18 protein-coding genes are annotated in these 21538 nt (G+C 69.4%); 10 read left to right on the forward strand and 8 right to left on the reverse strand.

Annotated elements, in window-relative coordinates; genetic code table 11:
• Positions 1-314 precede the first annotated feature (314 nt).
• Together AB0J95_RS35190 and AB0J95_RS35195 are read left to right on the forward strand one after the other, a co-directional pair.
• Positions 315-1703 (forward strand): serine/threonine-protein kinase, encoded by a 1389-nt coding sequence (locus tag AB0J95_RS35190; RefSeq protein WP_364767952.1) that lies wholly within the window; start codon positions 315-317, stop codon positions 1701-1703.
• A gap of 130 nt (positions 1704-1833) precedes the next feature.
• Positions 1834-3438, forward strand: coding sequence for a serine/threonine-protein kinase (locus AB0J95_RS35195; protein ID WP_364768575.1), 1605 nt, complete (start codon positions 1834-1836; stop codon positions 3436-3438).
• 3 nt (positions 3439-3441) lie between these two features.
• Here AB0J95_RS35195 and AB0J95_RS35200 read toward each other — a convergent pair whose 3' ends face one another.
• Positions 3442-4344 carry a LysR family transcriptional regulator gene (locus AB0J95_RS35200; protein WP_364767955.1) on the reverse strand — a complete coding sequence of 301 codons (903 nt, stop codon included), beginning with the start codon at positions 4342-4344 and terminating at the stop codon, positions 3442-3444.
• An 83-nt stretch (positions 4345-4427) separates the two neighbouring features.
• Between AB0J95_RS35200 and AB0J95_RS35205 the strand changes: the two genes are divergently transcribed.
• The gene (locus tag AB0J95_RS35205; RefSeq protein ID WP_364767958.1) at positions 4428-5366 is read left to right on the forward strand and encodes a DMT family transporter; all 939 of its coding nucleotides are present in this window, start codon (positions 4428-4430) and stop codon (positions 5364-5366) included.
• A 96-nt stretch (positions 5367-5462) separates the two neighbouring features.
• Here AB0J95_RS35205 and AB0J95_RS35210 read toward each other — a convergent pair whose 3' ends face one another.
• Both AB0J95_RS35210 and AB0J95_RS35215 read right to left on the reverse strand, forming a co-directional pair.
• Complete coding sequence (locus AB0J95_RS35210; RefSeq protein ID WP_364767961.1) at positions 5463-6143, reverse strand: response regulator transcription factor; 681 nt, start codon at positions 6141-6143, stop codon at positions 5463-5465.
• Complete coding sequence (locus tag AB0J95_RS35215; RefSeq protein WP_364768578.1) at positions 6140-7417, reverse strand: PspC domain-containing protein; 1278 nt, start codon at positions 7415-7417, stop codon at positions 6140-6142. The genes AB0J95_RS35210 and AB0J95_RS35215 overlap by 4 nt, the downstream gene beginning before the upstream one ends.
• 117 nt (positions 7418-7534) lie before the next feature.
• On the opposite strand from AB0J95_RS35215, the gene AB0J95_RS35220 reads away from it, so the two are divergent.
• Together AB0J95_RS35220 and AB0J95_RS35225 are read left to right on the forward strand one after the other, a co-directional pair.
• Complete coding sequence (locus tag AB0J95_RS35220) at positions 7535-8800, forward strand: PspC domain-containing protein (RefSeq protein WP_364767964.1); 1266 nt, start codon at positions 7535-7537, stop codon at positions 8798-8800.
• Positions 8793-9002 (forward strand): hypothetical protein, encoded by a 210-nt coding sequence (locus AB0J95_RS35225; protein WP_364767967.1) that lies wholly within the window; start codon positions 8793-8795, stop codon positions 9000-9002. The genes AB0J95_RS35220 and AB0J95_RS35225 overlap by 8 nt, the downstream gene beginning before the upstream one ends.
• Before the next feature lie 185 nt (positions 9003-9187).
• Here AB0J95_RS35225 and guaA read toward each other — a convergent pair whose 3' ends face one another.
• Positions 9188-10741, reverse strand: coding sequence for a glutamine-hydrolyzing GMP synthase (gene guaA, locus AB0J95_RS35230; protein ID WP_364767970.1), 1554 nt, complete (start codon positions 10739-10741; stop codon positions 9188-9190).
• A 137-nt stretch (positions 10742-10878) separates the two neighbouring features.
• On the opposite strand from guaA, the gene AB0J95_RS35235 reads away from it, so the two are divergent.
• The 3 genes from AB0J95_RS35235 to AB0J95_RS35245 all read left to right on the forward strand — a co-directional run bounded on the left by AB0J95_RS35235 (position 10879) and on the right by AB0J95_RS35245 (position 15581).
• Entirely contained in the window at positions 10879-12324 is a 1446-nt protein-coding gene (locus AB0J95_RS35235; RefSeq protein ID WP_364767973.1) for an aldehyde dehydrogenase family protein, read from the forward strand.
• A gap of 199 nt (positions 12325-12523) precedes the next feature.
• Positions 12524-12844, forward strand: a complete 321-nt coding sequence (locus AB0J95_RS35240; protein WP_364767976.1) for a hypothetical protein — start codon at positions 12524-12526, stop codon at positions 12842-12844.
• A gap of 79 nt (positions 12845-12923) precedes the next feature.
• Positions 12924-15581 (forward strand): CHAT domain-containing tetratricopeptide repeat protein, encoded by a 2658-nt coding sequence (locus AB0J95_RS35245; protein WP_364767979.1) that lies wholly within the window; start codon positions 12924-12926, stop codon positions 15579-15581.
• Here the strand turns inward: AB0J95_RS35245 and AB0J95_RS35250 are convergent.
• Positions 15563-17026: an FAD-binding oxidoreductase gene (locus tag AB0J95_RS35250; RefSeq protein WP_364767981.1), complete on the reverse strand. Its 1464-nt coding sequence runs from the start codon at positions 17024-17026 to the stop codon at positions 15563-15565. The two genes, AB0J95_RS35245 and AB0J95_RS35250, sit on opposite strands and share 19 nt — an antisense overlap.
• Positions 17027-17088: 62 nt before the next feature.
• Positions 17089-17682, reverse strand: a complete 594-nt coding sequence (locus AB0J95_RS35255; RefSeq protein ID WP_364767984.1) for a TetR/AcrR family transcriptional regulator C-terminal domain-containing protein — start codon at positions 17680-17682, stop codon at positions 17089-17091.
• A 69-nt stretch (positions 17683-17751) separates the two neighbouring features.
• Between AB0J95_RS35255 and AB0J95_RS35260 the strand changes: the two genes are divergently transcribed.
• Both AB0J95_RS35260 and AB0J95_RS35265 read left to right on the forward strand, forming a co-directional pair.
• Positions 17752-18189 (forward strand): ester cyclase, encoded by a 438-nt coding sequence (locus AB0J95_RS35260; RefSeq protein ID WP_364767987.1) that lies wholly within the window; start codon positions 17752-17754, stop codon positions 18187-18189.
• A gap of 975 nt (positions 18190-19164) precedes the next feature.
• Positions 19165-19344 carry a hypothetical protein gene (locus AB0J95_RS35265; protein WP_364767990.1) on the forward strand — a complete coding sequence of 60 codons (180 nt, stop codon included), beginning with the start codon at positions 19165-19167 and terminating at the stop codon, positions 19342-19344.
• Here AB0J95_RS35265 and AB0J95_RS35270 read toward each other — a convergent pair.
• Positions 19318-20985, reverse strand: a complete 1668-nt coding sequence (locus AB0J95_RS35270) for a GMC family oxidoreductase (RefSeq protein WP_364767993.1) — start codon at positions 20983-20985, stop codon at positions 19318-19320. The two genes, AB0J95_RS35265 and AB0J95_RS35270, sit on opposite strands and share 27 nt — an antisense overlap.
• Entirely contained in the window at positions 20972-21529 is a 558-nt protein-coding gene (locus tag AB0J95_RS35275; RefSeq protein ID WP_364767996.1) for a GNAT family protein, read from the reverse strand. The genes AB0J95_RS35270 and AB0J95_RS35275 overlap by 14 nt, the downstream gene beginning before the upstream one ends.
• Positions 21530-21538 lie beyond the last annotated feature (9 nt).

Genomic DNA, 21538 nt, shown 5'->3' on the forward strand with positions numbered 1-21538 from the left:
TCATCCGGATCGGTGGTCCTCTCACCCGACGTGGGGGCGACTTGGGCGGAATGGGTACCTCGCGTCACCACCGCTCCCCCCGTTCGGGCTAAGCTGGGCGCGCTCGAGCGATCGGGCCCGTGTGGCGTTGGTCTCATCTCGTGGCCAGGGCGCTACGTGACCCCGATGTGCTTCGTATCCAGGTAACGGTCTTCTGGCCGCGCGCGAAGAGTGAGCGCATAGCCTGGAGGCCCGTTGCCCGCATCCGGGGCGCAACGGGGAGTCAGCCTGTCTGGGAAGATCGCCGGCGAGCTGTTCGCGGGCAAGGAGGTGTCGTGAGCGACGAAGGCCGACTGGTCGCCGGTCGCTACCGGCTACTGCACCGCATCGGCACCGGCGCGATGGGGGTGGTCTGGCAGGCGCGCGACGAGCGGCTGAACCGGGTCGTCGCCGTCAAGCAGGTGCTGCTGCAGTCGGGCCTGTCCGCCGACGAGATCGACGAGGCGCTGGAACGCACCCAGCGTGAGGGCAGGATCGCCGCGAAGCTGCACCACCCGAACGCCGTCACGGTGTTCGACGTCGTCGACGAGGACGACGCCCCGTGGCTCGTGATGGAGTACGTGCCGAGCCAGAGCCTGGCCGCGGCGATGAAGGAGCGCGGGGCGCTGGCGCCGCAGGAGGTCGCCGCGATCGGCGCGCAGATCGCCGCCGCGCTGGCCGCCGCGCACGCCGCCGGGATCGTGCACCGGGACATCAAGCCGGGCAACATCCTGCTGGCCGACAACGGCGCGGTGAAGCTCACCGACTTCGGCATCTCCCGGGCCAGCGACGACGTCACGGTCACCAAGACCGGCCTGATCGCGGGCACGCCCGCCTACCTGGCCCCCGAGGTCGCCTACGGCAAGGACCCGACCCCGCCGACGGACGTGTTCTCCCTGGGCTCCACGCTTTATGCCGCGGTCGAGGGCGAGCCGCCGTTCGGCCTGTCCGAGAACACGCTGGGCCTGCTGCACGCGGTGGCCGCGGGCAAGATCAACCCGCCGCGCTACGCGGGACCGCTGGCCCCCGTGCTGATCTCGTTACTCGCGACCGAGGCCGAGGAGCGCCCGACCGCCGCGCAGGCCCGCGACATGCTGGCCGCGGTGGCCCGGGGCGACCACCCGGAGGTGCCCGAGACCAGGACGTTGTTCGCCGCCGGACCCGGCACCGACCCGAGGACCAGAGCGATCAACCCGGGTTCGCAGCGGTCGCGTCCCGCGGTCCGCCCGGCGTCGCCGAACTCACGCACGGGCGTCCGGCCCGCCGCAGGACCTGGTTCGCGGACCGGTGTCCGCCCGGCCGCGGCGCCGCCGCCCACGTCGTCGAAGCGTCCGCTGATCATCGGCGGGGTGGCGCTGGCGCTGGTCATCGCGATCAGCGGTTACCTGATCGCTGCCCGGCCGGGCAAGAGCGAGAACAACGGCCCGTCGCCGGTCAACAGCAGCCAGACCACGACCAGCCAGCTGCCGACCTACACCACTCCGGAGTCGACGACCGAGACGACGTCCACCACCACGAAGGCGCCGCCGAAGTCCACCTCGTCCAAGACGACCACCACAACGACGACCACCACAACGACAACGACCACCACAACGACGACGACCACGAAGTCCACTCCGACGTCGTCGGGAGCTACCTCGTCGTCCGGGCCTCCGCCGGGTGGCGGCAATCCTGGTGGCGGCTGACACGGTGGCCGACCCAGGGCAACCTGGACCCGATCTCAAACGACATACTGATAACCGAGTTATCCAGCCGTACAGGAGTTAGGCGTTGCCCTCCGACGAACACCGCCTGGTGGCGGGTCGATACCGACTGGTGCAGCGCATCGGCAGCGGTGCCATGGGCGTCGTGTGGCAGGCACTTGACGAACGGTTGCATCGCACGGTCGCCGTCAAGCAGCTGCTCACCCAGCCCGGTTTGACCGCCGCTCAGGCGGAGGAGGGCCGGCTGAGATCGATGCGGGAGGGCCGGATCGCGGCCCGCCTGCAGCACCCCAACGCCATCACCGTCTACGACGTGGTGGACGAGGACGGCCAGCCGTGGCTGGTCATGGAGTACTTGCCGTCCCGCAGCCTGGCCGCCGTGCTGGACGAGCGGATGACGTTGCCGCCCCAGGAGGCCGCCCGGATCGGCGCCGAGGTGGCGACCGCGCTGGTGGCCGCGCACGCCGCCGGGATCGTGCACCGGGACATCAAGCCCGCCAACGTGCTGCTCGGTGACGACGGCAGCGTGAAGATCACCGACTTCGGCATCTCCCGCGCGGTCGGCGACGTGACCGTGACGGCCACCGGCATGCTCGCCGGGACCCCCGCCTACCTGGCCCCCGAGGTCGCCAAGGGCATGGAGCCCTCGTCCGCGTCGGACGTGTTCTCCCTGGGTTCCACGCTGTACATCTGTGTCGAGGGGCACTCCCCGTTCGGGTTGAGCGAGAACACGCTGGCGCTGCTGCACGCGGTCGCCGCGGGCAAGATCACCCCGCCGCGCCAGGCCGGGCCGCTGACCGCGTTGCTGATGCGGTTGCTGCGCACCGACCCCGAGGAGCGGCCGTCGATGACCGCGGCCCGGGAGGCGCTGACCGCGATCGCCGCGGGCCGTCCCGTGCCACCTGGCCTGCTGTCCGGCAGCTACGACGGCCCGACCGTGGCGCACCGCCCGAACCCGATCCCCGCGCCGATGCCGCCGCCGGTCCCGCCGCAGCCGTCGGCGAAGCACCCGGTCACCCGGCTGGACGCGAACCCGCTGGCGGAGCCGCGAAGAACACCGCCCGGCGGGTTCGGCCCGGTCAACGCGAGCGGCACCGGCCGCCCCGTGCCGCCGGTGAGCCACGAGCCGCCGCAGCAGCCCGGCTCCGACCAGAAGTCCACGGACATCCGCAAGATCCTGTTGACCGTGCTGGCGATCGTCGCCGCGGCCGCGTTGGGTGTGCTGGTGGCCAGCCTGTTCACCAACTCGTCGAACACGAACGCGTCGACCGGCGCCACGACGCCCACGCAGCAGACGGTCACCCAGACGCTGCCGCCGTCGACGCCGAAGAGCTCGACCAAGACGACGACGTCCTCGACCACCACGACGACCAGCTCCACCACGACGACGACCGAGGACGAGGACGCGTTCGCGGACGGCGAGAACTTCGTCAAGCGGTACTACGACAAGCTTCCGGAGGACCCCGACTCCGCCTGGGCCGACCTCAGCCCGAAGGCCCAGGCCAAGAGCGGCGGCAAGAAGGCGTTCTTCGACTTCTACGCCAAGTTCGACGACGTGCGGATCAGCGACACCAGCCAGAGCGAGAACACCGTCACCGGCACGCTGCGGTTCCACGGCAAGGACGGCTCCGAGGAGAAGCCGCGGTACAAGTTCTTCCTGGTCAAGCAGGGTGACAAGCTGCTGATCGACGACTGGCAGATCCTCAGCCAGGGCTGAGCCTCAGGCAGGCACCGCCTTGGCGACCTCCTGCAACGCGGTCAGGAACGCCCGCACCGCAGGCGTTTCCGCGTTCGCCTCGCGCACCGCGGCGTAGATCTCCCGTACCGGCTCCGGTTTGCGCACCCGTCGGACGATGACACCCGAATGTGTGGTGTCCAGCCCCAGCCGGGGGATGAGCGCCAGGCCAAGCCCGGCGGCCACGAATCCTTGCGCGGTCGCGTAGTCCTCCGCGTCGACGACGACATGCGGCGCGAACCCCGCCGCGGCACAGGCGTCCGAGATGATCTCGTAGCAGGGCCCGGCCTGCCCTTCCGCGCTGATCCACGGCTCTTCGGCCAGGTCGGCCAGGTCGAGCACGCGCTTGGCGGCCAGCCGGTGCCCGCGCGGCAACACGGCCCGCAGCGGATCCCGCAACAGGTGCACGAGCCGCAGCGAGCTGGACGTCTTGAGCCGGGGGTGCAGCACGATGGCCACGTCCGCGTTGCCCGCCTCGACCTCGGGCAACGGGTCCTCGGGGTCGATCAGCTTGAGGTCGATCTGCACGCCCGGGTGGTCCTTGCGCAGGCGGGCGAGCGACGGCGGCACCAGGGCGACACCGGCCGTGGCGAAGTAGCGGACCGAGAGGCGTCCGGTGCGGCCCGCCTTGAGCTCCTTGAGCGCGGTCTCGGCGTCGCTGAGGTTCCGGCTGAGGATCTCGGCGTGCTCGGTCAGCAGCCGGCCCGCGGCGGTCGGCCGCACACCCCTGCCGACGCGTTCCAGCAAGGGCGTCCCGGCTTCCCGTTCGAGCACGGCCAGCTGCTGGCTGATGGCGGACGGGGAATAGCCGAGGTTGCCCGCGGCCGAAGTGACCGAACCGCTGGTCACGACGGCTCGGAGCAGCTGCATGCGGCGAACGTCGAGCATGACCTGATCGTACAGTTCTGCTTAAAGGTTAGTGCACTTATATTCACTTGTCCTGCGTAGTTAGCTGCGGCACCGTTGGTGCCATGGGCAGCAGGGGCACCTTGATCCGGATGATGGTTCTGGCGTTGGTGTGGGGATCCAGCTTCTTGTGGATCAAGTTCGCACTCCAGTCGTTCGCGCCCGCGCAGCTCGCGCTGCTGCGGATCGCGCTGGGTACCGCGGTTCTGCTGGTGATGTGCTGGATCAGCCGCGACCGGCTGCCCAGGGGCGGCAAGGTCTGGGCGAAGCTGGCCGTGGCCGCGTTCTTCGGCAACTCGCTGCCGTTCTTCCTGTTCGGCGTCGGTGAGCAGACCGTTGACTCCGGGGTCGCCGGGGTGCTCAACGCCACCACCCCGCTGTGGGCGGTGCTGATCGCCGTACTCCTTCGCGACGAGCGCAAGCTGTTCTCGGTGCGGATGCTGGGCCTGTTGCTCGGGTTCGCCGGCACCCTCTTGATCTTCGCGCCGTGGCAGTCGCACGGCCTGGCGAGCTGGGGAGCGCTGGCGATCCTCGCCGCGGCGGCCAGCTACGCCGTTGCCTACATCTACATCGCGCGGCAACTGTCCGGCCGGGGCAGCACGCCGATCGCGTTGTCCGCGGCGCAGTTGGTGCCCGCGACCGGGTTGAGTGTGCTGGCGCTGCCGATCGGCGGCTTCGCCCCGGTCACGCTGCACCCGTGGAGCGTCATCGCGGTCGTGATCCTCGGGGTCTTCGGTACCGGCGTCGCGATCGCGGTGAACTACCGGCTGATCGCGGACGAGGGCCCCGTCACCGCTACGACTGTTGGCTACCTGCTGCCTGTGGTGTCAGTGCTGCTTGGTGCCGTCGTGCTACACGAGCCTGTCACGCTGCGGGTGATCGCCGGAATGGTGGTCGTCCTGGTCGGCGTCGGCCTGACCCGCTGGCAGCCGAAGCCGCGCCCGGCCGACCTCGTGCCGGAGCAGCCCATGGTGGGCGCCCAGGTCGACGCCCACCAGAGCTGACGGCTCAGCCGCCGATGTTCTGCCGCACCCACGCGGCCGGCGCGGACACGTCGACGTAGATCGACGGGCCGGTCGCGTTCGCTTGATCAACGAGCACTACACCAAACGGCGATCCGACGCCCACCGGGACAGCTCGTACCGGTTCGACAGCTGCGTCTTGCGCAGGACGCTGGACACGTGCGTCTCCACCGTCTTCACCGAGATGTACAGCTCGGACGCGATCTCCTTGTAGGCGTAGCCGCGCGCGAGCAGCCGCAGCACGTCCCGCTCGCGCGGGGTCAGCAGGTCCAGTTCGGGGTCGCTGATCGGGGCCGCGCCGGGCCGGTCGGCGAACGCGTCCAGCACGAACCCGGCCAGTCGCGGCGAGAACACCGCGTCGCCCTCGGCCACCCGCACGACCGCACGGACCAGTTCCTGGCTGGAGATGGTCTTGGTGACGTATCCGCGGGCGCCGGCGCGGATGACCGCGATGACGTCCTCGGCGGCGTCGGACACCGACAGCGCCAGGAATGTGATGGCCGGGTGGGTCTGCCGCATCTGGCGCAGCACCTCGGCCCCGCCGCCGTCGGGCATGTGCACGTCGAGCAGCACGACGTCGGGCAGCTTCGCGGAGATGCCGGCCACCGCCTCACCGACCGTGCCCGCCTCGCCGACCACCTCGACCTCGTCGGTGATCGAGTCCAGCTCGGTCCGGACCCCGGCCCGGAACAACGCGTGGTCGTCCACCAGGAAGACCCGCACCCGCCTGGTGCCGCTCTCGGTCTCGGTCTCGCTCACGCCTTGGCCTCTCTTCCCGCGGTCCGCACCGGGCTCCTGGGCATCTCCAGGTGCACCTCGGTGCCCTCACCGGGGGCGGTACGCAGCCGGACCGATCCCCCGTTGCGGTCCATCCTGCCCCTGATCGAGTCGGCCAGGCCATGCCGGTCCTCACCGACCGCCTTCTCGTCGAAGCCCTTGCCCCGGTCCCGGACGAAAATGTTCACCCGATCGTGTTCGACCTCGGCGTACACGCTCACCTCTGGCACCCCGGCGTGCTTGGCCGCGTTGACGGCCGCCTCCCGGGTCGCCTGCACCATCGCGGTCAGCGCCTCGTCCAGTTCACAGTCGCCCACGACCACCTGCTGGACCTTGACCGCGAAGGTGTCCTCGACCTCGCCGCAGGCGATCTCGATCGCCTCGGACAGCAGGCTCGGCCCGTTGTTCACGTTCTCGTCGCGGCCGTACCCGGAGGGGCCGTAGAGCCAGGTCCGCAGCTGGCGTTCCTGGCCGCGGGCCAGGCGCAGCACCTCGCGGGGCGCGTCGGCCTGCTTCTGGATCAGCGCGAGCGTCTGCAACACCGAGTCGTGCAGGTGGGCGGCGATCTCGGCGCGTTCCTCGGTGCGGATGCGGCGGCGGCGCTCGTCGCTCAGGTCGCGCATCAGGCGCAGCCACCACGGGACTGTGATCACCGCGACACCGACCAGCACGGTCAGCACCACCACGATGAACAGCTGCGGCGTGTTCAGGTTGCCGGCGGCCTCGAGCAGGAACCCGACCACACCGGTGATCACCAGGGCGACCCCGGACAGCACGCGCACCAGCACGGACCGGCCCGCGCCGGAGAACATGTGGCCGTCTTTGTCCTTGCGGCGCTGGGCCTCGTCCGCCTCGCGCCAGATGATCGCGCCACCGACGACGGTGATCACCAGCGCGGCCGCGGCCCAGCCGCTGACCGTCCCGCCGAACGAGCCGATCGCCAGCGCCGCACCCACGGCCAGCGCGATCAGGCCGATCGCCTGCTGGCGTTCCCGCGTCGACACCGGCGCGGACTCGACATCGGGGTCCTGCTGCCGCACGAACGCCCAGAGCAGCCCGTAGGCGATCACCCCGGCGCCGCCCGCGATCGCCGCGGCGGCGAACACCAGGCGCACCCAGAGCACGTCGACACCCAGGTGATCGGCCAGGCCACCGGCGATCCCGGCCACCGTCCGGCCGTTTCTCCTGCGGTAGAGCCGTTGGATCTCCGGGACCGTGGGGTCCGCGGCCAGGTTGGTGTCGCGTCGGAGCTGCAAAGCCACATGTAGATGGTCACACGCCGGGGCAACCCGGTCATCAGGGAACGCCCCGGGGACAAGCTCAGGGGCGTGCCCTGATGTGGTCAGCGGGCCTTTCGCTGCATCCTGGCTACCGTGAGTGGAACGCAGCGACAGCAACCCCATCCGCTGGCCGGCGCGGAGGACACGCTGAAGGACTTCTGGAACAGCCGGCCGCGCAGGCCGCGCCGCGGCCGGAAGCTGGCGGGTGTCGCGGCGGCCATCGGCAACCGGTACGCCATCGACCCGGTGATCGTGCGGGTCGCGTTCGTAGTGACGGCCTTCTACGGCGGTGCGGGCATCCTGCTGTACCTGGCCTGCTGGCTGTTCTTCCCGGAGCAGAACGACGAGGAAGCGCCCTTCATGGGCATGATCAACCAGGGTCGCAGCAGCACGTCGACGTTCTTCACGGTGCTGTTGTGCCTGACCGCGATCGGGTTCTCGTTCTGGACGTTCAGCGGCACGGGAACCGGCCTGGTGGGCCTGATCCTGTTGCTCATCGCGCTGTACCTGTTGCACCGCAGCCGTTCCTCGCTCGGCCAGCAGACCTCCGCGCGGCCCACGGACCCGGTGCCACCCCAGCCGACCCTGCCGTTGGGGATGCCACAGACGGACGCGCCGACGGTCACCCTGCCGGAGCCGCCGCGCACCAGCCCACCCGCGTGGGACCCGCTCGGCGCCGCGCCGTTCGCGTGGGACCTGCCCGAGCCTGCCCCCGCCACACCAGAACCCGAGCCGCCCGTTAAACGGCGCCGCTCGACGAAGGTCGGCGGGATCACCCTCGGCGCGGCACTGGCCGTCGGCGGCGGGCTGTGGCTGGTGTCCCCGTACACCGGTTACCTGACCGCGCCGCACATCGTCGGCATCGTGCTGGCGGTGCTGGGGATCGGGATGGTGTTCGGGTCGATGGTCGGCGGCGGCCGGGGCCTGATCGGTCTCGCGGTTCCGTTGGCGCTGGCCGGGTTCGTCCTGACCAACACCACCGGCCCGGACGGCCGCAACGTCCTGGACGAGCGCTGGGGCAACATCTCGTTGCGCCCGACCACCGCGCAGGAAGTGCTGCCGTCGTACGACATCGGCGGCGGCTCCATCGACCTCGACCTGACCAACATCACCATGGGCACGGTCGTCACCGACCTCAACGTCGGCCTGGGCAACGTCTCCGTGCGCGTGCCGGCCAACGCGGACGTCCAGGTGATGTGCGACACCAGCTTCGGCTCCGTCGAATGCCTCGGCCAGGAGCAGAACGGCGCGGACATCCACTTCAGCACCCAGGACAACGGCACCGACGGACTCGGAGGCCCGACAATCACCATCAACGCCCGCGCCAGCTCAGGAACCGTGGAGGTGCACCGTGGCTGACCCCGACGAGACACCGGAGCGCAAGCGCCTCGACCTGCTGACCCTGCTGGCCGGCGTGGCGACCTTGCTGATGGCCGCCTACGTGTTGACCGACGGCCGGACCTGGCTGCCCTCGTTCGACCCCCGGTGGCTGCTCGCCGGCGGTGCGGTCCTCGTGGGCCTGCTCCTCCTCGGCAGCTCCGTCCGCCGCCGAAACCGCTAGTACACAAGCAAAAGACCCCTGGTGGCACCGCCACCAGGGGTTTTGCTTTGCCATCGCGGAACACACACGCCCCCACCCACCTCGGGCGGGCGCCCCGGTGCCAGTCTATCGAGGTGGGAGGGGGTGGAGGGGGAATGAGGCGTGCGAGTGGGCCGTTCGCACGGGGTTCGCTCGGATGGGCGAAATTATTCCCATTCGATGGTGCCGGGGGGTTTGCTCGTCACGTCGAGGACTACGCGGTTGACTTCGGGGACCTCGTTGGTGATGCGCGTGGAGATGCGTTCGAGGACGTCGTAGGGCAGGCGCGTCCAGTCGGCGGTCATGGCGTCCTCACTGGACACCGGCCGCAGCACGACCGGGTGCCCGTAAGTCCGCCCGTCTCCTTGCACGCCAACGCTTCGCACGTCGGCCAGCAGCACAACGGGGCACTGCCAGATGTCCCGGTCGAGGCCCGCGGAGGTCAGCTCCTCGCGCGCGATGGAGTCGGCGGCGCGCAGGATGTCGAGGTTGTGCTGGGTGACTTCGCCGATGATGCGGATGCCGAGGCCGGGGCCGGGGAACGGCTGGCGGTGCACGATGGTCTCCGGCAGCCCGAGTTCCAGGCCGACGCGGCGCACCTCGTCCTTGAACAACGTCCGCAGCGGCTCGACCAACTGGAACTTCAAGTCGTCCGGGAGGCCGCCGACGTTGTGGTGCGACTTGATGTTCGCCGCGCCCGCGCCGCCGCCCGACTCGACGACGTCGGGGTACAGCGTGCCCTGCACGAGGAAGTCGACGCCGCCCTCGGCCTTGATGTCCCGCGCGGCCTGTTCGAAGACGCGGATGAACTCGCGGCCGATGATCTTGCGCTTCTCCTCGGGGTCGGTCACGCCCGCCAACGCGGTGAGGAACCGCTCCCGCGCGTCGACGGTCACCAGGTGAACCCCAGTGGCCGCAACGAAATCACGCTCGACCTGAGTCCGTTCGCCGGTCCGCAGCAACCCGTGGTCGACGAACACGCAAGTCAACCGGTCGCCGATGGCCCGCTGCACCAATGCGGCCGCCACCGCCGAGTCGACGCCACCAGACAGACCGCAGACCGCGCGCCCGGAACCCACCTGCTCCCGGATCGCGGCGACCTGATCCTCCACAATAGACGCGACAGTCCACTGTGGCCGGATGCCCGCGATCTCGTGCAGGAACCGCCGCAGCACCTCCTGCCCGTGCGGCGAGTGCCCGACCTCGGGGTGGTACTGCACCCCGGCGAACTTCCGCGAGACGTCCTCGAACCCGGCCACCCGGGCGCCGTCCGAGGTCGCCGTGACCGTGAACCCCGAAGGGACCTTGGTGACGCTGTCGTTGTGGCTCATCCACACCGGGTGCTTGCCGGGCAGGTCCTCGTGCAGGACCCCGCCGGACACCGTCAGCTCGGTCCGCCCGAACTCGCGGATCCCGGTCGGCTCGACGGTGCCGCCCAGCTCGCGGGCCATCGCCTGGAACCCGTAGCAGATGGAGAACACCGGTATGCCGGTCTCGAACAGGGCCGGGTCGACCGCGGGCGCGTCCTCGGCGTACACGCTGGCCGGCCCGCCGGACAGGATGATCGCCGCCGGGTCGCGGGCGACCAGCTCCTTGACCGGCTCGGTGTGCGGCACGACCTCGGAGTAGACCTGCGCCTCACGCACCCGGCGGGCGATCAACTGGGCGTACTGGGCGCCGAAGTCGACCACGAGCACGGGCCGGGCGTTGGCGTCGGACACTGCACCACTCCTCCGCGGAAAACTGGATGTACGCAGGTCAAGCATCCCAGCCTGGGCAAAAGATCAACCGTGTGGGGGGTAAGCGTTTACTGGGAGTGCCTGAAAGAGCACTCGGTGGAGTGACTACCGTGCACATTATGGATGCGTACACGCCCACGCCCCGCCCGTGTTGGATCGCCGGACACCCTGAGCAGGGCGTTCACGCATTGACCGTCACCCACCCGTTCGATGGATCGGAAGTGGCGTCCGTGGCCGTGCCCGGACCCGACCAGATCGAGCGGGCGGTGGCCGCGGCGGACGCGGTCGCCAAGGAGTTCCGCGCCACCCCCGCGCACCTGCGTGCCGAGGCGTTGGAGCACGTCTCCCGTGGTCTGGCCGCCCAGGCCGAGGAACTCGCCGAGCTGATCACGGCCGAGAACGGAAAACCACTCAAATGGGCGACGGTGGAGGTCCGCCGGGCGGTGTCGACCTTCCGGTTCGCCGCCGAGGAGGCCCGCCGGTCCGGCGGTGACCTGCAGCGGCTGGACACCGAGCCGGGCGCCGAGGGCCGGGTCGCGCTGGTCCGCCGGTTCCCGTACGGGCCGGTGCTGGGCATCGCGCCGTTCAACTTCCCGCTGAACCTGGTCGCGCACAAGGTCGCGCCGTCCCTGGCGGTGGGCGCGCCGATCATCATCAAGCCCGCGCCGCGCACCCCGTTGTCCGCGCTCGTGCTCGGCGAACTGCTGGCCGAGACCGACCTGCCCGAGGGCGCGTTCTCCGTGTTGCCGGTGGGCAACGAGGAGACCGCCGCACTGGTGCGCGACGAGCGGCTGCCGGTGGTGTCGTTCACCGGGTCGGGCCCGGTCGGCTGGTCGCTGATGGACATGGCCCCGCGCAAGCGCTTCGTGCTCGAGCTCGGCGGCAACGCGGCGGCCGTGGTCTGTCCGGACTGGACCGACCTCGACTTCGCCGCGCGACGGATCGCCACGTTCGGCAACTACCAGGCCGGCCAGTCCTGCATCGCGGTGCAGCGCGTTCTGGTCACCCGCGAGCACGCCGACGAGTTCATCGGCAAGCTCGTCGACGCGGTGCGCGCGTTGCCCACCGGTGACCCGCATGACCCCGAGGTCGAGGTCGGCCCGGTCGTCGACGTGGCCGCGGCCGAACGCATCACGGAGTGGGTCGCGGAGGCTACGTCCCGTGGCGCCAAGGTCCTCACCGGCGGCGGCCACCACCGGACCACCGTTGACCCGACGGTGCTGGTGGATGTCCCGCACGACAGCAAGGTGTGGGCCGAGGAGGTCTTCGGCCCGGTGCTCGCGGTGTCCGTTGTGGACAGTGTGGACGAGGCCTTCGCGCAGGTGAACGAGTCCGCGTACGGCCTGCAGGCCGGCGTTTTCACGCACGACATCCAAACCGCCACACGTGCGGGCGCGCAGCTCGATGTCGGTGGGGTGATCATCGGTGACGTTCCGTCGTTCCGCGCGGACCAAATGCCCTACGGCGGGGTAAAGGGATCCGGGTTCGGCCGCGAGGGCGTTCGCTCGGCCATGAACGACCTCACCGAGCAGCGGATAACGGTTCTGACAAACGTTAGCCTCTGATCGGCGCGATTTCGTCACAATCGGAGTAAACGAGCCCAGATCTCATTGCTCCGAGTAATTCCCATGCCTCCATTCGTGCGGTAGATTCGCAGTGGTTCCGTTGGGGGGAACCGGATGTGATCACTTTGCGTCGTACCGCCGCCCACGACGCGATATCGGGGAGAGCCGCTCACAGGACGGCGAACGAGGGAGGAAACGCATGTCCAACCCCACCACTGAATCCGAGGACTTCGACCTGGAATTGCCGGGCAAACCGACGAACCCGGACGTGCCCACGCGGCCGCAGGGCCCGGTGAGCCACGACGACATTCAGACTCTGGTCGCCAAGACCGGCACGCCGACCCGGCCCACGGGCCCGGTCAGCCACGACGTCGTGCTCCCCGCGGGGGACCGGATCGACCGGCCGATGGGGCCGGTGAGCCACGACGGCCCGGAGCCCGGGGACGGCGACGGGAGCGGTGACGGTGGCGCCACCACCGACGGTCCGGTCAGTCACGACACCGACCCGACCGGCCCCTGAGATCATTGACCCGTCCGGTGCCAGTCGATCACTCGATCGACTGGCACCGTCCGTTTCCCCGGTGTGTTCTGATAGACAGGTGTCCGCGCCGCATCGTCGTACACCCCAGCGCCCACTGACTGCGGCACAGGCCGTCGAGCAAGCCAGGGAGCTGCACGCCCGCGGGCTGGATGCCGGTCACGCCGGCCGGGAGACCACCGAGCACCGGCTGCTGCTGCGGGCGCTGAAGATCCTCGAGTCGGCGGTCTCGGCCGATCCGGAGTGGGTCCGGACCTGGATCCGGTTGCAGGTCACGCTGGCCTTCGTCGAGGCCGAACTCGGCAAGACGGGCGACGGCATCGCCCGGCTCGACGCGATCCGCCCGCAGGTCCTGGCGCTCGAGGACGAGCCGATCCGCTCGGAGCTCAACGGGTTCGTGGACGGCAACCACGCGGGCATCCTGGTGCGCGCCGGCCAGTACGACGAAAGCATCCCGCTGTTCGAGTCCGCGCGGGCGCACAAGGAACGCGCCCTGCGGATGGGCACCGAGGACCCGCGGCAGATGACCGACTCGCTGGTGGGCACGATCACCAACCTCGGGCTGGCCTATGTGGAGCTCGGCCGGGTGGATCCGGCGATCAGGAACCTCACCCGGGCGATCCGGCTCGGGCAGAACCATGGCTTCGCGATGAAGCTCGCCTACGCCAAGCATGTCCTGGGTGACCTGCGGCTGCGGACCGGCGACGTGCCGGCTGCGCTGCGGTGCTACGAAGAGGCCGAGCGCACGTATCTCGAGATCGGCCCGGACATGCTGGGGCGGCTGCGGATCGACCAAGGCCAAGCCCTGCTGACCGCCGGTCTGGCCGACGAGGCCGGGCGTGGGCTCGACGAGGTGCTGCCGCAGATGCGCGAGCAACGTGTTCAGCAGGACCTGGCCGAGGCCGAGGCGGTCCGGGCCACCGCGGCCTTGCTCGAAGATGATCTCGGACTGGCGCGGCGGCTCGCGGCGTCCGCGCGGCGCCGGTTCAAGCGGCGCGGCAGTGACGCGTGGGCGGCGCTGGCGGCGCTCATCGAGCTGCGGGTGGATGTGGCGCGGGCGTTCACCGAGAAGAAGGTCCCGGCGAAGCTGCCGGCGCGGGCGGTCGCGATGGCCGCCGAGCTGACCGAGTTCCGCCTGTTCGACGAGGCCGCGCTGGCGCAGACCCTCGCAGTGCGCCTGGAGTTGCGGCGTGACAACGTTGACAGGGCCAACGAGCTGCTGCGTGGGCTGCGCAAGCCGGGGCCGTTGACCACGATCGACCAGCGCATGCTCGTCCGGCTGAGCCGCGCGGAACTGGCTGTGGCGGAAGGCAACCGGCGCAAGGCGTTCGCGCAGGCACTGGCCGGGCTGGCCGAGCTGGGCCAGGCCCGCGACCGGATGGGCGGGCTGGAGTTGTTGTCCGGTACCGCGATCCACGGCCAGGAGCTGGGTGACCTGGCGGTCCGGCTGGTGCTGGACGGCGGCGACTCACCGGCCGAGGCGCGCCGCATGTTCGGCTGGCTGGAGCGCACGCGCGCGCAGATGTACCGCTACGAGCCGGTCTCCCGGGCCGACGACCCCGAACTGGTGGAGGTCATCGCCGCGATCCGGCACCTCGGGCACACGCTGCGCCAGGCGCGGCTGGACGGGCGCCCGGTCGGCAAGCTGCAGGCCCGGTACGCCGAACGCAAGCGCGCGGCGATGCGCCTGGGCTGGCACGCGGCGTCGCGGTGGGGCAAGCCGCGGCCGGTGGCGGATGTGGACGACGTCAGCGCGGACCTGGGCGAGGGGGTGCTGATCAGCTTCGCCGTATCGGGTGACTCGCTGCTGGCGGTGGTGCTCGTCGACGGCGCGGTGCGGCTGATTCCGTTGGGTTCGTCGTCGCACGCCATCGAGAACGCACGACGGCTGCACGCGGATCTGACGGCTATAGCCCCAGATGTACTGTCGCAGCCGTTGTTCGAGGCGGTCTCGGCATCTGCGCGCAAGCATGCCAACGCATTGGACGCGCAACTGTTGCAGCCGTTGAGCCGGATCATTGCCGACAGGGACGTCGTGATCATCCCCACTGGCGCACTGCATGCAGTGCCGTGGGGTGTGCTGGGGTCCCTGCGGTCGCGTCCGGTCGTCGTCGCGCCGTCCGCTACAGCATGGCTGGGGGCAGTGCGGTCAAAGCCGCGCGCCAACGGTGGGACCGTGCTCGTGCGCGGGCCTGGGTTGTCCGCTGCGGTCGGTGAGATCGACAAGTTGGCGGCACACCACGACAACGCCATCCTGTTGGCGGACAACGAGGCTGACGTGGCCAGCGTGATGATCGCGTTGGACGGCGCCGAACTGGCGCACATCGCGGCGCACGGCGAGCACGAGGCCGACAACGCGCTGTTCTCCCGGCTGGAGCTGATCGACGGAGCCTTGTTCGCGCACGAACTGAGCCGGTTGCAGCATCCGCCCCGGCAGGTCGTGCTGGCCGCGTGCGAGCTCGCGTTGAGCCGGATCCGGCCCGGGGACGAGGCGCTCGGGTTCGCCGGTGCACTGCTGGCCGGGGGCGTGGACACGGTCGTGGCCGCCGCGTCGAAGGTCGGTGACCTGCCCGCGGCCGCCGCGATGGACGACTACCACCGCGCTTTGGCCTCGGGCGCGACTCCGGCCGTCGCGCTGGCCGACGCGGTGGCGGTGGACCCGTTCCGGCGGCCGTTCGTGTGCCTGGGCTCCGGGACCGGTCAGCGCGGGATGGCCTGAGCGAACGCGAACACCGAGTCCGGGTCGTACTGTTTGACGATCTTCTGCAGGCGCGGCAGGTTGTCGCCGTAGTACGCCTTGGCCCAGTCCGGCATCGACGGGTCGATGTAGTTGACGTACCCGGTCGGGCCGGTGATCGCGCCCAGCTTGTCCCGGACCTCGCCGACCTCGGCGGACGCGGAATCCACCCGGGCCGGTGGCGTCTTGAGGTAGATCTGGGCGCTGGCAAGGGCTTTGCGGTACGGGAAGGCGCTCGCGGACGGCTCCGGCTCGGCCACCGCGCCGCCAAGGCTGTCCAGCAGGATGTCCATTTCGGACTTCCCGGCGAGCAGGTTCGCCACGGCGGCGGGGTCGGGCACGGGTGCGTTGAGGACGCGTGATGAGGCCACAAAGGACTCCCGCTGCGGCGGGCCGCCCGCGAAGTACTTCATCGCATCGAGGTATCCCTTGGCCTGCACGAACTTCGACGTGGGTTTGGCGGACGGCTTGAAGGTGGCGAGCAGGCCGTTGAGCTGGCTCACGGTTCCGGCGAAGCAGCCACCGACGCGGCACGTGGGTGGGCTGCCGCCGGTGATGACCAGGTTGGTCCACAGCTCATTGGGGATCTGCGTGAGCCATTGTTGCCACGCGCCAAGGACGTTCGCGGCCGACCCGGCCGGGAACCGCATCGAGAACACGACAAGGTCGGGCGCTGGCTCGGTGGTGAAGATGAACTCGGTGGCGATGCCGAAGTTCCCGCCGCCACCGCCGCGCAGCGCCCAGAACAGGTCCGCGTCGCTGCCTTTGCTGGCCATCACGACTTTGCTGTCCGGCGTGACCACGGTGACCGCGTCGAGCCGGTCGCAGGTGAGGCCGTACTTCCTTGCCAGCACACCGATTCCGCCGCCGAGGGTGAGCCCGGCGATGCCCACCGACGGGCACGACCCGCCAGGCAGGCAGCGGCCCGCCTTGCCCAGCGCCGCGTAGATGTCGCTCAGCTGCGCGCCCGCGCCGATCCGGACCGTCCCGTCCGGACGGACCTCGACCCCGGCCATGTTCTTCAGGTCGACCTGCAGGCCTTTGTCCGGCGTGGAGTAGCCGGCGTAGCTGTGGCCGCCGCTGCGTGCCGCGATGGGCACTTTGGACTTCGCGGCGACCTCCACACAGGCCTGGACGTCCTCCACCTTGTGGCAGCGGGCGATCGCCGCCGGGATGCGGCTATCGCGCGCGGGATTGAAGCCCTGGTAGGTGAAGTTGCCCTCACCCGCGAGGGTGAGGTTGCCCGATAGCCTGGCGCGCAAGGTCTCCCAGTCCGGCGGTCCGGGCGGGAGGGTGACCGTCGAGGTCGGCACGGACGGCGTGCTCGACGGCGAGGCCTGCGGCGGCGTTCTCCCGGCCGAACATCCGGCCGCGAGCACCACACCCGTCATCCCCGCCGCCCGCAAAAAGGCGCGCCGATCCATCATCCCCGACTCCTCCCGACCTGCCCATCATCGAACGCCCGGCGGTTATTCGCACAACTTTGTCGTCACGTGCATAACCGCCGGTCGAAGCCGTCGAGAAGGGCGCCGATCGCGAAGTCGAAGCGTTCCGCGTCGTCATCGTGACCCGCACCGGCCGCCACCGCGCGGGCGATCAGCGGATATCCGCCCGGAAACTCGGGCGGGTGCTGACCGGCCCGGCCGGCCTCGGCCAGCACGTGGCCCAGTACGAATGTCGTCACGCTATTGAAGACGTGCACGGCTTGCTTTGGTTGGAATGAACCGAGGACCTCCAGCGCGGTCTCGAACGCGCCGAGGAATGCGGGCGTCATCACATCGCGGGTGGCCAGCAGCGGCAGCAGGGCGGGATGCCTGGTCAGCACCGCCCGCATCGCGTGCGCGAACCGCCGTAGCCACTCCTGCCAGGGCAGTTCCCGATCCGGCAGCTCATCGGTGAGCGCCTCGGTCACCCGCTCGACGAGACCGTCGAGCAACGCGTCCTTGTTGGGCACGTAGTAGTAGAGCGCCATCCCCTCGACCCCAAGGGAAGCACCCAGTTTGCGCATTGACAGCGCCTGCACACCGTGCTCGTCGACGAACCGCAAGGCCGCGTCGAGCACCACATCCCTGCTGAGCCGCACCAGCACCCCTTGACATTTTTACACCGTAAGAGAACCATACCGTTTTACACCGTAAAAGGAGAACCCACAGTGACCGTCCTGGCCCGCTTCGTCGAAATGATCAACACCCACACCCTCACGAACGCCCACGAGCTGATCGACGAGAATATCGTCGAAGAAGGCCCCATCGTGGTGGACGCGCCCACGGGCGGAGGCCTCCAGACCTTCCTCGAAGGCTGGACCCAGATGCTCGAGTCCTTCCCGGACATCCACATAGAAGTGACCGACACCATCACCGAAGGAGACCGGACAGCAGCCCGAATCTCCTTACAAGCCACCAACACCGGCCCCTACCGAAGGACGCAGGGAACGAACACGCACGCCACCTGGACCGGAATCCTGTGGCTGACAACAAAAGGCGGAAAGATAACCCACTTCGCCGCCATGACCGACCGCCTGTCGATCCTCCAGCAACTGGGCTTCATCGGCACCGACGACGACCTGGCCGAAGCCGTCAACTCCCGCTAAACACCCGATCCCACAAGGAGAACCCCTCCGCGGTCCACCCCAACCCCCATCCGCCCGGGGCGACCGCCCTCCCGCGCCCCCGCCGCAAAACCGGCCCAGCGAGCGGAAACGGCCGCACGATGGTGGTGCGCGCCCAGGCTCCGCTTCTGAAACATGGCCCAAGCCTGAACAGAAGGGGAAGGCCCGAGCGTTGTTTCGTCCGCGTGCCCGCGCACCACAGCTCGCCCTCGCGTTCTCTCCCTCCCGTATGGCCTGGCGCTTGCGCAACCGCATCTGTCAAGGGGGGCGCCAACCCATCGCCGGTCCGCCCTCCCAAAGCAACCACGCTGGAAGCCATACAGACCCATTCGCTCAACCGATCCACCCCCCGAAGGCGCCTTGCCCCAACCCCACCTCAACGCTCCCATGCCGACCCAGACAACCAGACCCCTGCGACGCAAAACACCATCAGCCAGAAGCGCGTCCAACCCACGCACACCACAATCCGCCGCACACCAGGCCAGCAGACCGCGGGTCCAACGAAGAGGCACCACACCGACCGCATCCGACAAACCGGCCCCCGCTGCCCGGTGCGCAAATCGACCTGGAGCTGACCCGCCACCAGCCTGAAGAAAGCGCCCACACCCGGATGACACCTCAGGATGACCAAGCGTGAGCCACCCACCCCACCGCGGCTGAACTCCTCACACCCCACCCGCCCCAACCAGCGAAACCCGCCCCACCACGGGAAACCAAACCCCCACCCACCTCGGGGGGCGTCCCCGCTCCAGCCTACCGAGATAGTGCGGGTGGGATAGGGGTTGAACGTGATGTGTGGATAACCGGAGGGGGTGTGGATAACTCATATGTGCAGGTCGACCTGCGGAAACATCGACCGCGCGGGGGTAGGTTGGTGTCTGAGCGAGGGTTCTGCGCAGTTGGACGGGTGGTGGTAGCGGGATGATCGGACGAGTCGCTACGCATGGGGAGTCAGTCATGAGCGAAAAGGCGCCCACGCCGGTGGAGGCGTTCTGGGCCGGGTACCGCCAGCAGCTGGGGCGGCCGACGGATGTCGAGGTCATCGACTTCGAGGCGGCGGCGGGCACGGGGTTCTGCCTTGGTCAGGTCACGGTGCCGCGGCACCGCAGGTCAAAGCCGAAGCGCACCTGGGGCTGAGGCGGGCACGGCGGGAGCATCCGGCGGGATGGGGGCGACGCGCACGTAGGGATCGCCGGGTGCCGGCCGGGTGTCGGCCGCGCCTTTGTTGGGCCACATGGAAAAGGCGCGTTCGGCCTGGGCGGTGATGGTCAGCGAGGGGTTCACACCCAGGTTCGCGGTGATGGCCGAACCGTCCACAACAGACAGTCCCGGATGACCGTGCACCCGGTGGTACGGGTCGATCACGCCTTCGTCCACAGTAGAACCGATCGGACAGCCGCCGATGAAGTGCGCCGTCAACGGAATGTCGAAGATCTCGCCCCAGGTCCCACCCGCGATCCCGCCGATGTGCTTGGCGGTCAACTGGGTCGCCTCGTACCCGGCGGGGATGAAGCTGGGGTTGGGCTCGCCGTGGCCCTGTTTGGATGTGTACCTGCGCCGTCCGAACAGGCCACGGTCCAGATAGGTCGTGATGGAATTGTCCAGTGACTGCATGACGAGCAGGATCACCGTGCGCTCGCTCCACCGGTAGCCGTTGAGCAGCCTCGCGGTCTGCACGGGATGCCGGAGCATGAACCGCAAAGCCTGCCGCCAGCGCGGAACCTCCGAAGCGCCGTCGGTGGAGATCGTCTGCAGCAGGCTCATCGCGTTGCTGCCCTTGCCATAACGGACCGGCTCGATGTGCGTGTTCGCGTCCGGATGGAACGACGAAGTGATCGCAACGCCCTCGCTGAAGTCCCGCGAAGAGTCCACAGTGAACCTTCCGGCGCCGACGATGGCCTCGGAGTTCGTGCGGGTCAGCTCACCGAGCCGCGGAGACAACCGAGGCAGCGCACCGGAATCCTTCATCCGGTGCAGCAACTGCTGTGTCCCCCAAGTCCCGGCCGCCAGAACCACGTGCGAAGCGGTCAGCGAATGCTTGAACCGCTTGCCAGTCTTGCGAAGAGCAACCGTGAACGTGCCGTCCGCACGCTCGGTCACGCCCGTCACGGTGGTCAGCGGAATGACCCGCGCACCGCCCTTTTCGGCCAGGTACAAGTAGTTCTTGACCAACGTGTTCTTCGCGCCCACCCGGCACCCGGTCATGCACGACCCGCACTCGGTGCACCCGGTCCGCGAAGGCCCTGCGCCACCGAAGAAAGGATCCGGCACCGAGGCTCCGGGCTTGCCGAAGTACACGCCGACCGGCGTCGAGTGGTACGAGTCGGCGACGCCCATGTCCGCGGCGACCTTCTGCATGACCTCGTCGGACGGCGTTACCGTCGGGTTGGTCACCACGCCGAGCATCCGGCTCGCCTGGTCGTAGTGCGGCTCCAGCTCGGCGCGCCAGTCGGTGATGTGCGCCCACTGTTTGTCCGCGTAGAACGGCTCCAAGGGGCGGTACAAGGTGTTCGCGTACACCAGCGAACCCCCGCCGACCCCCGCACCGGCGAGGACCATGACGTCCCGCAGCAGGTGGATTCGCTGGATGCCGAAGCAGCCGACCGCGGGCGCCCACAGGTAGCGGCGCAGGTCCCATGACGTCTTGGCGAACTCGTCGTCCGCGAACCGCCGGCCGGCCTCGATCACGGCCACCCGGTAGCCCTTCTCGGTCAGCCGGAGCGCCGCGACGCTGCCGCCGAACCCCGAGCCCACGATGATGACGTCATAGTCGACCATCCTCTGAGGCTAGTTCGGCGGACGCGTTCTGACTAGCGGTAAGTTTCTCGTCGGTAACATCGGTTCGGAGCAGGCTGTACCCGATCAGGTCATGCCGGACCCCGGCTCGTTCCTGGGCGCCTCGCAGGACACCCTCCCGCGTGAAACCGGCCCGCTCAAGGGTGCGCTGGGCTGGCACGTTGGTGACGTCCGTGCTGGCCTCCAGCCGGTCCACCTCGGTCGTCTCGAACAGGTACCGGACCAGCAACCGCACCGCCTCAGCACCCACCCCACGGCCCCGCGCGGCAGGCAGGAGCCCGATGCCCAGGTTCCACGCCACCGAGCCGAAGTTCGGGCCGTACGAGACCGCGTGCCAGCTGACGTTGCCGAGTACCTCGTCACCTGCCGCGATCACCAGCCGGTACGCCTGCACCTGCAGCGGCATCGGTCGCTCATCGCGGTCGACATCGTAGGCGCCGTCGTTGTGCGCCTTGAGCCACTCCAGGTCACCGTCCTGCCACTCGGCCAGCTCGACGCCGTCACCGCGCACCACAACGGACCGCATACACCACCC

Origin of the sequence: Actinocrispum sp. NPDC049592 (assembly GCF_040675465.1) — a bacterium.
In the GTDB taxonomy this organism is placed as follows: domain Bacteria; phylum Actinomycetota; class Actinomycetes; order Mycobacteriales; family Pseudonocardiaceae; genus Kibdelosporangium.

Coding starts and splice junctions, on each gene's coding strand:
- AB0J95_RS35200 (WP_364767955.1), bottom strand. CDS start 4,344: ATGCTCGACGTTCGCCGCATGCAGCTGCTCCGAGCCGTCGTGACCAGC.
- AB0J95_RS35205 (WP_364767958.1), top strand. CDS start 4,428: ATGGGCAGCAGGGGCACCTTGATCCGGATGATGGTTCTGGCGTTGGTG.
- AB0J95_RS35235 (WP_364767973.1), top strand. CDS start 10,879: ATGGATGCGTACACGCCCACGCCCCGCCCGTGTTGGATCGCCGGACAC.
- AB0J95_RS35240 (WP_364767976.1), top strand. CDS start 12,524: ATGTCCAACCCCACCACTGAATCCGAGGACTTCGACCTGGAATTGCCG.
- AB0J95_RS35250 (WP_364767981.1), bottom strand. CDS start 17,026: ATGATGGATCGGCGCGCCTTTTTGCGGGCGGCGGGGATGACGGGTGTG.
- AB0J95_RS35265 (WP_364767990.1), top strand. CDS start 19,165: ATGAGCGAAAAGGCGCCCACGCCGGTGGAGGCGTTCTGGGCCGGGTAC.
- AB0J95_RS35270 (WP_364767993.1), bottom strand. CDS start 20,985: ATGGTCGACTATGACGTCATCATCGTGGGCTCGGGGTTCGGCGGCAGC.
- AB0J95_RS35275 (WP_364767996.1), bottom strand. CDS start 21,529: ATGCGGTCCGTTGTGGTGCGCGGTGACGGCGTCGAGCTGGCCGAGTGG.